Below are 13,793 nucleotides of genomic sequence, written 5' to 3' on the forward strand. Positions count from 1 at the left end.
ATTTTGTCTTTTAACTCTCCAAATACAAGTTGTAGGTTATTGTTCAACGTATCAAATAAAAATGGAGAAGAGTCATGAACAAACGTTTATTGGTTAAACGCACTTTCGGTTGTGTCTGCGCAGCAGCTATTTTAGGTGTTGCCCCCCTCAGCCATCCAACAATCGTCGAGGCAAGAGAAGAATTGAAGATGCCAAACGGCCTTGAACAATCAATTGCTGACGTCGAAGCTAAAATTGATGCCTTAACATATCTTTCAAAGAATAGTAAAGATGAATTTAAGCATTCCATGTATGAAATCCCGTCAAATCGTGAACACAAACCAGTATCACCCAAACAGGCCTTGCAAAACGCTAAAAAAGCTGATGCTCAAGCAGAACGCCTTGCCAAAATGACCATTCCTAAAAAGGAAGAACTAAAAGCACTCGAAGGACCACTTTACGGTGGCTATTTCCGTACCTGGCAAGATAAAACTTCTGATCCTACTGAAACTAATAAGGTCAACTCCTTTGGGGAGTTGCCTAAAGAAGTTGACCTAGCATTTGTTTTTCACGACTACACTAAAGACTATAGCCTTTTCTGGGAGGAATTAGCGACAAAACAAGTTCCGAAACTCAACAAGCAAGGAACACGTGTGATTCGTACCATTCCATGGCGTTTCTTAAGTGGTGCTGACCATAGTGATATCTCTGCTGATAAGGAGAAATTCCCTAACACTGAAGCTGGAAACAAAGCACTGGCTAAAGCTATCGTTGATGAATATGTTTACAAATACAACCTTGATGGCTTAGACATCGATATCGAACGTGATAGTGTTCCTAAAGTTAATGACAAAGAAGATCCCGAAGCACTGGCTCGCACCGTTGAAGTCTTTAAAGAAATCGGCAAATTAATTGGTGCAAATGGCGCTGACAAGAGCCGCCTCTTAATCATGGACACAACCTATACTGCTGAAGAAAACCCATTGATTAAAGAAACAGCACAATACCTAAACTTACTCTTGGTTCAAGTCTATGGCTTCTCTGGAGAAAATGGAAATTATTTACATCACAAGAACATATTAGACGAAACAAGTAGCATGGAAGGCAGATGGCAAGGCTATAGCAAATACATTCGTCCAGAACAATACATGGTCGGCTTTTCATTCTATGAAGAAAAGGATTTCAATAATCGTTGGAAAGATATTAATGAAGAAGATCCTTCCGATCCACATATTGGTGAGAAAATCCAAGGAACGCGTGCTGAACGGTATGCTAAGTGGCAACCTAAAACAGGTGGGCTAAAAGGTGGTCTCTTCTCTTATGCCATTGACCGCGATGGGGTTGCACAACCAAAACAAAAAACTGAGCACCCAGAACTAGACAAGATCGTTAAATCTGAATACAAAGTATCTAAAGCTTTGAAAAAACTCATGATGACAGATGACCAATACCAACCAATTGATCAATCTGATTTTCCTGATAAGGCACTCCGTGAAAGCATTATTAAACAGGTCGGGACAAGACGTGGCGACTTAGAACGTTTCAAGGGTACTCTAAGACTTGACAATCCTGAGATTAAAGATTTGACAGGTCTTAACAAACTTAAAAGAGTCGCTAAACTAGAACTCATCAACCTTCCAAAAATCACTAAAATTGATAAGGACGATCTCCCACAAAACCTTAAACCTTTAACTGACAATCAAAAATCTAACCTCGAAATAAAAGGCACTTACGATGATTCAAAACTATATAAGGATATTCCAGCCTTTGATTTGGTCATTTCTGGTCTAAGTGGTCTTGAATCATTGGATATTTCAGGCCATCAGCGTGATACACTTAGTGGTATTGATGCTTCCACACTTCCTTCTTTAAAAGCAATCAATATTTCTGATAATCACTTTGATTTGGCACAAGGAACTGAAAATCGTCACATTCTTGATACTATCTTAGCTACACTTGCTAAAAATGGTGCCTCAACAGCTAGCTTTGATAAACAAAAACCAAAAGGCCTATACCCTGAAAGCTATAGTACTGCCCCACTTCACCTCCAAGTTGGCCAAGGTAAAATCAATGTCATTGATGACCTTATCTTTGGAACTCGCACCAATCAAAATACCTTAATTAATACTGAAAATGACTTTGAGGCCTATAAAGAGCAAACCATTCAGGGTAAACCTTTTATTGCCCCTGATTATCTCTATGACAACTTTAAAGTTAGTTATAAGGAATACTCTGCTTCAATCGTTGACTCAACACTTGCTGAAACAACTGATAAAACCATTGATACCGCTAAAGCTGAAACTTATCAGGTCACTGTCTCAAACAAGGATGGAAAAACTGTTCACTCAGTTAAAGTTATCGTTGGTGACGAAAAACCCATGATGGTTAACTTAGCACAAGATGCAAAAATCATTGGTACTGACAACATGACTCAAAGTGCAAAAGTTTTTGATGGGCAAAAAGACCAATTTCTTTTAAGTTGGAATAAAGACTCCTCTGTCATTTTTGAATTAAAAACCCCTGGTACAGCCAAACACTGGCGCTTCTTTGATGATGGCAAGAATGACTCTGTAACCCTATCTGTCTTCAAAGGGGATGCATCTAACTTTGAAACTGAAAAAGACAAAGCCGAAAATTGGGTTGAAATCACAAAAGACAGCCGCAAAAATGACGACAAAGTATTCAGTAGTCCATTAGAAGTTGACAATGCCAAATATTTGAAAGTGACAATAAAAAAAGAAGCTAAGTATATCTACTTCAACGAACTTCAAATCCTTGGTTATCCAGGTGTAGTTGCTAAAAAAACTGCTGATGACCTCAGACCAACAGAGGCAGACAAGAGCGATGACAAATCCGACAAAAATGACACAGAAGCCAAGTAAGGTGTTTCTGTTTAATTTCTAGTAGCTGTAAGTCATACAAAAAAATCCACTCCTTAAAGGGAAGTGGATTTTTTGACGGCTTTCTTTAAGCGTCTTTTGCAATTTCTAAACAGAAGTGCTTTTCTTTGCAGTGTGGGCAAAGTAGCCGACGCGTTTTTGGAGTATGTTTTGCCAGACTAAAGTCCTTATAGGTTGGCTCAAAAGTCTGGTGGCAGTTTGGGCAAAGGTAAACTACTTTATTTTTGTAGTAAACGACCATGGCATTAACTGCAAACAAGAATACCCCTACTGCTAGCCAAAGCAGTAACATATTGTCAAAATGCGTCGCTATTAAGATAGATAGACAAAACAAGCCCGTTAAACTAAGAATGATTAAAATCATTTGTCTTTGTAGACTCTTCCATTTTTTCTGAGTTTTCATAACCCGTGACATGTCTGATAAATACCCAAGGCTTTGCTGGTTGTCTTTTTGTAGGCCTTTCAAAAGCATAAGTGCACGGTCTCGTTTCATTTTTTTATCTGATATTTCAGCCGTCATTTGCTCAATCTGTTGCACCAAAAGCAGCTCTAGAATCTGCTCATTGTGATCTTCGGTTAAAATAGCCTTGATTGCTGCAAGCGAAAAATCCATATCTCTTAAAAAAGTGACCAATCTCAATTTTTCAAGATCCTCTTTCGTGTACTGCCGCCTGCCACCCTCACTAAAATCACTAGGTTTAACAAGTTCTCGCTTATCATAATACTGAACCGCTCTAACTGTTATTCCAAGGTCTTTAGCAACTTCACCTGTTGAATAGGAATCAGACATCTCTATTCACCTCCTTCATTAAGATAGAGGAAGCCCACCATAAGTATGACTTGACTTCCCTCGAGTTTTTGTGCAGAACTATCTCTTACACCACTTCACTCTATCACATGACCTAAGGTCACAAGCAAGGAAAAAAAGCCATTACTCAAAAAAATTTCCCAAAGCTGCAAAAGGATTATCTCCAGTTACCTTTTCTTGCTGATTCAGCAACTGTTTATTGTCATCCAACTCTAAAAATGCCTCATAAACACGCGCGGTCATCCTCGCATCCTCAAGACTATCATGCCCTTTTCCTGAAATGCCCAAAAATGCCGCCACTGACGTCAACTTCAAATTAGCAATCCCATTCAAATCACTACTACGCCGTTCAAAGACCTCATCATACAAATCAATCCTATATTGATTAACTAAATCCAAGCCATTTTCAGCCAGAATAGGCAGGTCGGATTTTTGGGAATTGTAACCGACTAATGGTGTTTCTGCAACAAAGTCACGAAAATCCTTGATAACCTTGTCAACCTTTGGAGCTGACGCTAGCTTATCAGCGGTAATGCCAGTCAAGCCATTGATAAAACTTTGCAAAGGAACAGCCGTGTAAACGTAAGTGTCAAAGTGAGCTATTTCCTTATGGTCTTCATATTTAACAGCAGACAATTGAATTAAGTGACTCTTATCCTTGACAGTATTGAATTCCAAATCAAAAGCAATATAGGTTTGTAGATTTTCCATTTTTTCTCCTAGATAAAAAGACCCATTAGGGCCTTTAACAGTATTATTTTCTAAATAGTTTAGCAAAAAAACTTTTTTTACTGGTTGAAACAGCTTGAACTTCCTCAACCTGACTGCGAGCTTCTTCAAGTTCTAGTTTGAGGCTTTCTTTATCAGCCATTGCTTTTGCAGTTAATTGTTGCTGCTGATCCAACTGTTTGTCTTTTTCAGCAATTTGAACATCCTTAACCCGCATCTGCTCATCCTTAGCAGCCAATTGGTCATCTTTAGCTTTTAGTTGGTTGTAAAGGCGTGTGATTTCAGTATTTTTTTCATCCACCAAAATTTCAAGCAATTCGCGCTGCTTCGTCTCTTCACTGATTGGCTCATCATCAAAAATCGTTTTTTTATAAATTTCTTCCAATTTGATTAGGCCACTGCGTCTCACCACAGTAACACCCTTATCATTTTTATCAAGATCTTCTTCTGGAAGTGCTTTGACACGATTATTGACAGCCTGACGGCTGACTCCTAGGATTTCAGCTAGCTCACTAACTGTCTTTTCTATTGTCATAATGTCCTCTTTATTACTATTACTGAATATTCTTATTAAAAATAGTAACATATTAGCATTGGTCTGTCAATTTAGTTACGTTTACAGTATGATGTCAGTTTTACTTTTAAGAAAGCTATTTCTAGGGATTTAAATCTGTCAACTAAGCTTGACAGATACCAACAAAAGAACACGATAAAAGGTTGCCTCAACAGAGACAACCATGGATACCACATAACTGACAGAGTCAGTCTTTTGAATGCATAATTTCTTACAATTCTATGTTGGCATTGTATATCTACAGCATCATTAATTCACTAGTTCTTGTTGAGAGAGTGAGCAAATCAATGAGTACCTTAGAATGTATAGATAATTATACATTAGCCCTATATTATCACATAAATTCCTAAGTATTGCAAACAAAAAAAGCACATCCAGTGTGCAGATATGCCTTTTTCTAAGAATAGATACTCATCGCTCTACTCTCTCAACACAATCATTATAGCAAGTTTATTTTTAGAAAACAACACATTTCATTCTATTTTACAGATAAATTAATGTATGCTTTGACACCTTTTGCCCTTTAGTAGCATTATGTTATCAAGTTAGTCTAACTGTCAAATGTAAGAGCATTATGCTAAAATAAGATTATGAAAACATTTGATACGATTATTATTGGTGGAGGTCCTGCCGGCATGATGGCAGCCATCGCCAGCAGCTACTACGGCTACAAAACCTTACTCATTGAAAAAAACAGACGACTTGGCAAAAAACTTGCAGGCACAGGAGGTGGACGGTGTAATGTCACCAATAATGGAACACTTGAAGATCTTTTAGAGGGCATTCCGGGTAATGGACGTTTTCTTTATAGTGTTTTTTCCCAGTTTGATAACCATGACATTATCAACTTCTTTAAAGAAAATGGTGTCTCCCTTAAAGAAGAAGACCACGGCCGTATGTTTCCAACAACGGATAAGTCGAAAACCATTATTGACGCACTAGATAAAAAAATTAAAGAACTTGGAGGACAAGTTCTGACAGGCACAGAAGTGGTTTCCGTCAAAAAACAAGATGACCTTTTCCTTGTCAAATCATCAGATCAGGACTTCTCTGCTGCAAAACTCATCGTCACAACAGGAGGAAAATCTTACCCCTCTACTGGATCAACAGGCTTTGGACATGAGATTGCCCGTCACTTCAAACTAGAAGTCACCCCCCTCGAAGCAGCTGAAAGTCCACTCTTAACAGACTTCCCACATAAGGCCCTTCAGGGGATTTCCCTAGATGATGTCACCTTATCCTACGACAAGCACCAAATCACTCATGATCTGCTCTTCACCCATTTTGGTCTTTCAGGACCTGCCGCTCTTCGCCTTTCCTCATTTGTCTCAGGCGGCGAAATAGCAGAGCTTGACTTCTTGCCAACACTATCTCTAGAAGAAATTACTGATTACCTGGACACCAACAGAGACAAGTCTGTCAAAAATGCGCTCAAAGGATTAATCCCAGAACGGGTGGCAGAATTCATGGCCCAAGGATTGCCCGAAAAAATCAAACAACTGTCAGGAAAAGAAGTTGAAGACCTTCTCAAAAACTTAAAGCAATTGCCTATACCCATCACAGGAAAAATGTCTCTAGCCAAATCCTTTGTCACCAAAGGTGGGGTTGATCTCAATGAAATCAATCCGAAAACCTTAGAAAGTAAAAAAATCCCTGGCTTACACTTTGCAGGTGAAGTCCTAGATATCAACGCTCACACAGGTGGATTTAACATCACATCTGCCCTTTGCTCTGGTTGGGTAGCAGGAAGCCCACATTATTAATCACTCAAGAGGCTATAAAGTCTCTTTTTTTTGACAAGTCCTTAAGTATTTTTCTTGCATTTCTTTTTATTTCGTGTATAATAGTCTTGTATTTACTTTACTGGTTAATCACCGGTAAAGTAAATTTGGAGTCCTGATAAAACTCCAAGATTATTAATATTATAAGGAGAAAGCAATGGCAAAGAAATCAAAAATTGCTAAATACCAAAAGCAGCTCCAACTGATTGAACAGTACGCTGACCTACGTCGCGAACTGAAAGCCAGTGGTGATTATGAAGCACTTCGCAAATTGCCTCGTGATTCAAATCCAAATCGCTTGAAAAACCGCGATAAAATTGATGGCCGTCCTCACGCTTACATGCGTAAGTTTGGTCTAAGCCGTATCAATTTCCGTAATCTTGCTCACAAGGGTCAGATTCCTGGCATCACAAAAGCTAGCTGGTAAGCTTTCAACACCTTAAGGAACAGTTATTTTGCAGGTAAGTGTTTCACTATTAGTAATCATAGAAGCCAATTATTTATCATTTTAAAACACAGTATGCCAAGATACTGTGTTTTTTGATTTTTAAAGAAAGCTAAAAGATAAGGCAGCATTTTTGGTGCCTTATCTGTTTTTATAAAATAATAGTTTAGACGTGTCTTTATTGATTTTCATCAAAATAGCTAAAGGCTAAACTTGGTTTGGCATTTAAAGCCATACTTGTAAAGTTTCCTTTTTGGTATTCAACAGCAGCAGCTAATGCAATCATTCCAGCGTTATCACCACAAAGTCTCAAAGGAGGAATAATCACTGGCATTTCCCTTATTTCTTGCGCTAGGCGATTACGTAAGCCTTGATTTGCAGCAACACCACCTGCAACCACTAACATTTTAGAGGGATATTTAGCCAGAGCTTTTTTGGTTTTAACCATAAGAATGTCCAGAACAGCTTGCTGAAAGGAAGCACAGAGATCTTCTAAAACCAAATCTTCTCCTTTTTGCTGAGCATTATGGTGTAAATTGATAAAAGCTGACTTAAGACCAGAAAATGAAAATTCTAAATGGTCCTCTTTAATCATAGCCCTTGGGAAATTGTAAGTGTCTTTACCTTTATGAGCCAATTGGTCAATCTCACGACCTGCTGGATAGGTTAACCCCATGACACGACCAACCTTATCATAGGCCTCACCTACAGCATCATCACGTGTTTCTCCAACAATATGATAGCTTCCTGCTTCTGGAACATAAACAAGTTCTGTATGGCCACCTGAAACAAGAAGTGCCATGAGGGGGTATTGCAAGTCTTCAACTTCTTGAGCCGCCATAAGATGCCCTGCCATATGATTGACTGGTATCAAAGGTAAATTATGAGCCCAAGCAAAAGCTTTAGCAGCAGCAATCCCAACAAGTAAAGCACCAACTAGACCTGGTCCGTAGGTTACAGCGACAGCATCTAAATCACCTGCAGTAATTCCTGCTTCAGTCAAAGCGTCTTCAAAACAAAGCGTCATCACCTCAACATGATGGCGACTTGCTACCTCAGGAACCACACCACCAAAGCGTTTGTGGCTCTCCACTTGGCTAGCAATAATATTGCTTAATAAAATGGTATCATTTTTTAAGACTGCAACACTGGTTTCGTCACAGGAACTTTCTACTGCTAAAATATATCTATCTGTCATTTTTCCCTTCCCTTTTCATAATCAGCGCTGCTTCTCTTGGATTTTGGTAGTAATCTTTGCGTTTTCCAACCTGCTTAAAGGCAAATTTTCGGTATAAAGCTTGCGCAGCCAAATTGGATTCACGGACCTCTAGAAAGATTGGCAAGTCATCATCCTCAAGGAATTGTATTAATTGCGAAGCGTAGCCTTTACCTTGATAAGCTCTTAAAACAGCAATATTGGTGATTTCAAGTTCCCCTAGCAAATCTTGAGTGGCTAAAAAACCAACCGCACGGCCATGATCATAAACAAAATAATAATCTGTTTGCAAAGAAATGATATCTGATTGAATTTGCTCTTTGGTCCATGGTGATTCCAGATGGGTATCTTTTAGTATCTGGTAAACAGCCTGGACCTGTTCGTCTAGTGATAGCATGTTACACTCTCTTGATATAGTCACTTGAATTTGCTTCTTGATTGTTTTTCAGCCAATTTTCTTCAGCTTCAACTTTTTTCAGATAATTGGGTTCAAAGGCATGAACATCTTCTGCTTGTAGATGCACTGCAAGTTTGCCTAAGCCATAGGCTGATGGTAGACTTGCTTGAAACTTGGCATTTGGAAGTAGCGCTTTGATGTCTTCTTGAAAAGCATCAACTTCACCAAGAAAAACGACATTTTCTGTCTGTGACAGTTTTGCACAAAGTTCTGTAATTGCAATATGCTCTTCGTCTCTGACAGCTTGTCCCTCTTGATAAAAACCAGCATAGACATTTTTGCGTCTGGCATCCATAATAGGTACTAAATAGGCTGATTGGTCTTTATAACTGACTGCTAAAGACTGTAAACTTGATAGGCCAACCAAGTCAATACTAAGACTGTAAGCTAGCATTTTAGCTGTTGCTACTGCTACACGTAAACCTGTATAGGATCCAGGACCTTTAGCCACAACGATGCGATCCAAATCACTTGCTTTTAAATCTAAAGAAGCAACTAAAAAATCAATAGCCGGCATCAAGCTAATGCTATGATTTTTCTTGATATTTAATGTGACCTCGCCTAATAGCTGATCATCTTCTAAAATTGCTAATGATAAGGTTTTGTTTGATGTGTCAAATGCAAGTATCTTCATTTTTAGCCTTTTCTCTATGTAAATTTCTATTCCCAATTATATCATAAATTAGAAGAGATGAACAAAAGGGCTTCTTGAAAAGAGACCTTGAAAAGGAGTAAGAATTTCAAGCAATGCTTTTACTAAAAGCTGAGTTTATGGTATAATTCTAGTAATTGCAAAGAATCAGGATTAAATCTACTACACAATAACCAATAGAAAAAACAGTCAAAGGCATCTTAGATACTTTGGTGGCTTTCTTATTGTTTGGATAAATGATTCAAAAGGAAAGGAATTAATAACCCCATGATTTATAAAGTTTTCTATCAAGAAACCAAAGAACGTAACCCACGTCGTGAAAACACACTTTCAATGTATGTTAACATTGACGCAACATCAGAACTTGAAGGCCGTATTAAAGCCCGTAAACTTGTTGAAGAAAAAACAAGCTACAATATTGAATTTATTGAATTGCTTTCAGACAAACACCTAGAATACGAAAAAGAAACTGGTGTTTTTGAATTAACGGAGTTCTAACATGTCAAATATCGATTTAAAACCTAACGAAGTCGGCGTCTTTGCCATTGGTGGTCTAGGGGAAATCGGGAAAAACACTTACGGAATTGAATACCAAGATGAAATCATCATTGTTGATGCTGGTATTAAATTCCCTGAGGATGATCTTTTAGGTATTGACTATGTTATCCCTGATTATTCTTACATCGTTGATAACATTGACCGTGTTAAAGCTCTTGTTATTACGCATGGTCATGAAGACCACATCGGTGGTATCCCATTCTTGCTTAAACAGGCTAATGTCCCAATTTACGCCGGGCCATTGGCGTCAGCCCTTATTCGTGGAAAATTAGAAGAACACGGTTTACTGCGTGATTCTAAAATGTACGAGATTCACCACAATACAGAGTTAACCTTTAAAAACTTAAGCGTGACTTTCTTCCGTACAACCCACTCTATTCCAGAACCGCTTGGTATTGTCATTCATACCCCTCAAGGGAAAATTGTCTGTACCGGTGACTTTAAGTTTGACTTCACACCTGTCGGAGAGCCAGCTGATATTCATCGCATGGCTGCACTTGGGGAAGATGAGGTTCTTTGCCTCTTATCTGACTCAACAAATGCTGAAGTTCCAACCTTTACTAATTCTGAACAAGAAGTTGGTAAATCAATCCTTAAAATCATCGAAGGCATTCACGGACGCATTATCTTTGCATCTTTTGCTTCAAATATTTTCCGTTTGCAACAAGCTGCTGAAGCTGCCGTTAAAACAGGTCGTAAGATTGCTGTCTTTGGTCGCTCAATGGAAAAAGCTATTGTCAACGGGATTGAACTTGGCTATATCAAGGTTCCAAAAGGCACTATTATTGAGCCAAATGAAATCAAAAATTACCATGCTAACGAAGTGTTAATCATGTGTACTGGTAGCCAAGGGGAGTCTATGGCTGCACTAGCAAGGATTGCAAATGGTACGCACCGTCAGGTTACTCTACAGCCTGGTGATACCGTTATATTCTCGTCTAGTCCAATCCCTGGTAATACAACAAGTGTTAACAAACTTATCAATACCATTCAAGAAGCTGGTGTTGATGTTATTCACGGCAAGGTTAATAATATCCACACATCTGGTCATGGTGGTCAACAGGAGCAAAAATTGATGCTTCGTTTGATGAAACCAAAATTCTTCATGCCTGTTCATGGTGAATACCGGATGCAAAAAGTTCATGCTGGCTTAGCTGAGGATACTGGAATCCCTGAAGAAAATATTTTCATCCTTGAAAATGGTGATGTCCTTGCTTTAACAAGTGATTCTGCGCGACGTGCGGGGCACTTCAACGCACAAGATATTTATGTTGATGGTAATGGTATTGGTGATATTGGAACAGCAGTTTTGAGAGATCGTCGTGACCTTTCAGAAGATGGTGTTGTTCTTGCAGTTGCTACTGTTGACTTTGACACACAAATGATTCTTGCAGGTCCAGACATTTTAAGTCGTGGTTTTATCTATATGCGTGAGTCTGGTGATTTGATTCGTGAAAGCCAACGCGTTTTATTTAATGCTATTCGTATCGCTCTTAAAAACAAAGATGCTAGCATCCAATCTATTAACGGCTCTATCGTTAACGCCTTACGCCCATTCTTATACGAAAAAACAGAACGTGAACCAATTATTATTCCAATGGTTCTCACACCTGATAAAGATTAATTTTTCGGACTGAGTTTACGACTCAAGTCCTTTTTTTGGCAAGAAAAATCTCCTAAATCAGTTTTAACACTAACTTAGGAGATTTTTTTTATTTTTTAAGATTTAGCCTGTATTGAGCAGCTTCTTCTTCAGTTGAAAGAACAAAGTGATTTGGTGTAATTTCACGCATCTCTCTTTCTTGTCCATCTAATTCTATACTTGAGTCATAGATTTCAGCAACACGTTGACGTTCCTTATCAGGATCTGGTTCTGGAATTGCTGATAAGAGACTTCTTGTGTAAGGATGGATTGGATTATTGTAAACGTCATCGGAACTACCAATTTCCAACATTTTTCCCCAGTGCATAACACCGATACGATCTGAAATGTATTTAACCATCGACAAATCATGGGCAATGAAAAGGTAAGTCAGTCCTTTTTCAGCTTGCAATCTTTGCATCAAATTCACAACTTGGGCTTGAATAGATACATCTAAAGCTGAGATTGGCTCATCTGCAATGATAAATTTAGGTTTAACAGCCAAGGCCCGTGCAATCCCAATACGCTGACGTTGTCCACCAGAGAACTCATGTGGGTAACGTGTCACATGGTCTTTGTTTAAACCAACAAGGTCAAGTAATTCTTGAACTTTAGCCTCACGGCTTTCTTTATCTTTAGCTAAACCATGAATGTCGAGACCTTCAGCAACAATGTCTCTAATTTTCATACGACCATTAAGACTGGCTTGTGGGTCTTGGAAAATCATTTGTGCATCTTTGCGGAAATCTCGTAAATCACGTCCTTTTAATTGAGATACCTCTTTATCATTAAAGATGATTTCACCATCAGTAATATCATAAAGTTTTAAAATGGCACGACCAACAGTGGTTTTCCCTGAACCAGATTCACCAACAAGTCCAAAAACTTCGCCTTCATAAATATCAAAGCTGACATTATTAATAGCTTTTACTTCATTTTTTTTGCCTTTGTTAAAGGACAAAGAGACATTTTTTAGCTCAACTAATTTTTTACGTTCGGCAGTCATTAAGCTTGTCCCCCTTCTTTTTTCTTCCATTTCGCCCAGCGTTTAAGAATTGGTGCAGGTGGCGTCACCTCTGGCGCACGCTCATCTAATAACCAAGTAGCTGCATAGTGCGTTTCACTTACTTTAAACATCGGAGGCTCTTGTTCGTGGTCAATATCAAGTGCAAACTCATTACGAGCAGCAAAAGCATCACCTTTAGGAGGGTTCAAAAGATCAGGTGGCGTTCCTGGAATAGATTCCAAACTGCCTGCTTCTGTATCAGTGGTTGGCATTGAATTCAACAAACCCCAAGTGTAAGGGTGTTGTGGATTGTAGAAGACTTCATCTACAGTACCATACTCAACAATCTTACCAGCATACATAACAGCAACACGGTCAGCCATACCAGCAACCACACCTAAATCATGGGTGATGAAGATGATAGATGATGAGATTTGCGATTGCAATTCTTTCATCAATTTCAAGATTTGGTTCTGTATTGTCACATCCAGTGCTGTGGTTGGTTCATCTGCAATTAGAATTTCCGGATTAGCAGCTAAGGCAATGGCAATAACAGCCCGTTGCCTCATACCACCCGACCATTGATGTGGGTAATCATTGATATGTTCTTCTGCATTAGGAATACCAACTTGATGCATCAATTCTAAAGCACGAGACAAAGCTTCTTGTTTTGAAATTTTTTCATGAATTAAGATGGCTTCAGCAATTTGCATTCCAATCTTCATTGTTGGGTCAAGACTGGTCATTGGGTCTTGGAAAATCATGGCAATTTCTTTACCACGAACCTTAACCCAGTCTTCTTCTTTTAAATCATTAAGTTTTTTACCTTTGAAATCAATGTCACCACTGATTCTAGCATTTGAAGCATTTAGCCCCATTAGGGTACGTGTGGTTACAGACTTACCTGAACCAGATTCCCCAACAATAGCAAGAGTCTCCCCTTTTTTAAGCTCAAAATTAATGTCACGAATGGCTTTAACATCTCCAGCATAGGTTTTAAAATCAACATGGAGGTTTTTAACATTTAAAATTGTTTCAGTTGTCAT

At 38.6% G+C, this 13,793-nt stretch carries 13 protein-coding genes; 5 read left to right on the forward strand and 8 right to left on the reverse strand.

Annotated features, from left to right (window positions below):
• The first annotated feature begins 74 nt into the window (after positions 1-74).
• The gene (locus tag Q9317_RS09275; RefSeq protein ID WP_003102174.1) at positions 75-2,861 is read left to right on the forward strand and encodes an endo-beta-N-acetylglucosaminidase; all 2,787 of its coding nucleotides are present in this window, start codon (positions 75-77) and stop codon (positions 2,859-2,861) included.
• A gap of 85 nt (positions 2,862-2,946) precedes the next feature.
• Here Q9317_RS09275 and Q9317_RS09280 read toward each other — a convergent pair whose 3' ends face one another.
• From Q9317_RS09280 to Q9317_RS09290, 3 genes are all read right to left on the reverse strand, one after another.
• Complete coding sequence (locus Q9317_RS09280) at positions 2,947-3,669, reverse strand: MerR family transcriptional regulator (RefSeq protein WP_003102175.1); 723 nt, start codon at positions 3,667-3,669, stop codon at positions 2,947-2,949.
• A gap of 141 nt (positions 3,670-3,810) precedes the next feature.
• Positions 3,811-4,398 (reverse strand): 3'-5' exonuclease, encoded by a 588-nt coding sequence (locus tag Q9317_RS09285; RefSeq protein ID WP_016356171.1) that lies wholly within the window; start codon positions 4,396-4,398, stop codon positions 3,811-3,813.
• A gap of 43 nt (positions 4,399-4,441) precedes the next feature.
• Positions 4,442-4,951, reverse strand: coding sequence for a DUF536 domain-containing protein (locus Q9317_RS09290; protein WP_003102177.1), 510 nt, complete (start codon positions 4,949-4,951; stop codon positions 4,442-4,444).
• Between the two features lie 629 nt (positions 4,952-5,580).
• Here Q9317_RS09290 and aao point away from each other — a divergent pair.
• Positions 5,581-6,753 (forward strand): aminoacetone oxidase, encoded by a 1,173-nt coding sequence (aao, locus tag Q9317_RS09295; protein ID WP_003102178.1) that lies wholly within the window; start codon positions 5,581-5,583, stop codon positions 6,751-6,753.
• Between the two features lie 175 nt (positions 6,754-6,928).
• On the forward strand, positions 6,929-7,198 hold the full coding sequence (gene rpsN / locus Q9317_RS09300; RefSeq protein ID WP_003102179.1) for a 30S ribosomal protein S14: 270 nt from the start codon (positions 6,929-6,931) through the stop codon (positions 7,196-7,198).
• 196 nt (positions 7,199-7,394) lie between these two features.
• Here rpsN and tsaD read toward each other — a convergent pair whose 3' ends face one another.
• The 3 genes from tsaD to tsaB are packed head-to-tail and all read right to left on the reverse strand — an operon-like array spanning position 7,395 to position 9,523.
• Entirely contained in the window at positions 7,395-8,414 is a 1,020-nt protein-coding gene (gene tsaD, locus Q9317_RS09305) for a tRNA (adenosine(37)-N6)-threonylcarbamoyltransferase complex transferase subunit TsaD (protein WP_003102180.1), read from the reverse strand.
• Complete coding sequence (rimI, locus tag Q9317_RS09310; RefSeq protein WP_003102181.1) at positions 8,404-8,829, reverse strand: ribosomal protein S18-alanine N-acetyltransferase; 426 nt, start codon at positions 8,827-8,829, stop codon at positions 8,404-8,406. Before rimI ends, tsaD begins: the two co-directional genes overlap by 11 nt.
• 1 nt (position 8,830) lies before the next feature.
• Positions 8,831-9,523 (reverse strand): tRNA (adenosine(37)-N6)-threonylcarbamoyltransferase complex dimerization subunit type 1 TsaB, encoded by a 693-nt coding sequence (tsaB, locus tag Q9317_RS09315; RefSeq protein WP_003102183.1) that lies wholly within the window; start codon positions 9,521-9,523, stop codon positions 8,831-8,833.
• A 285-nt stretch (positions 9,524-9,808) separates the two neighbouring features.
• Here tsaB and Q9317_RS09320 point away from each other — a divergent pair, with 285 nt between their 5' ends.
• Together Q9317_RS09320 and rnjA are read left to right on the forward strand one after the other, a co-directional pair.
• Positions 9,809-10,039, forward strand: coding sequence for a DNA-dependent RNA polymerase subunit epsilon (locus tag Q9317_RS09320; protein ID WP_003102185.1), 231 nt, complete (start codon positions 9,809-9,811; stop codon positions 10,037-10,039).
• A gap of 1 nt (position 10,040) precedes the next feature.
• Complete coding sequence (gene rnjA, locus Q9317_RS09325; RefSeq protein WP_121791546.1) at positions 10,041-11,723, forward strand: ribonuclease J1; 1,683 nt, start codon at positions 10,041-10,043, stop codon at positions 11,721-11,723.
• 88 nt (positions 11,724-11,811) lie between these two features.
• On the opposite strand, the gene Q9317_RS09330 is transcribed toward rnjA, so the two are convergent.
• Positions 11,812-12,747, reverse strand: a complete 936-nt coding sequence (locus Q9317_RS09330; RefSeq protein WP_003102190.1) for an ABC transporter ATP-binding protein — start codon at positions 12,745-12,747, stop codon at positions 11,812-11,814.
• Positions 12,747-13,793 carry an ABC transporter ATP-binding protein gene (locus tag Q9317_RS09335; protein WP_003102192.1) on the reverse strand — a complete coding sequence of 349 codons (1,047 nt, stop codon included), beginning with the start codon at positions 13,791-13,793 and terminating at the stop codon, positions 12,747-12,749. Before Q9317_RS09335 ends, Q9317_RS09330 begins: the two co-directional genes overlap by 1 nt.

This window comes from Streptococcus iniae, from assembly GCF_030732225.1.
GTDB lineage: Bacteria > Bacillota > Bacilli > Lactobacillales > Streptococcaceae > Streptococcus > Streptococcus iniae.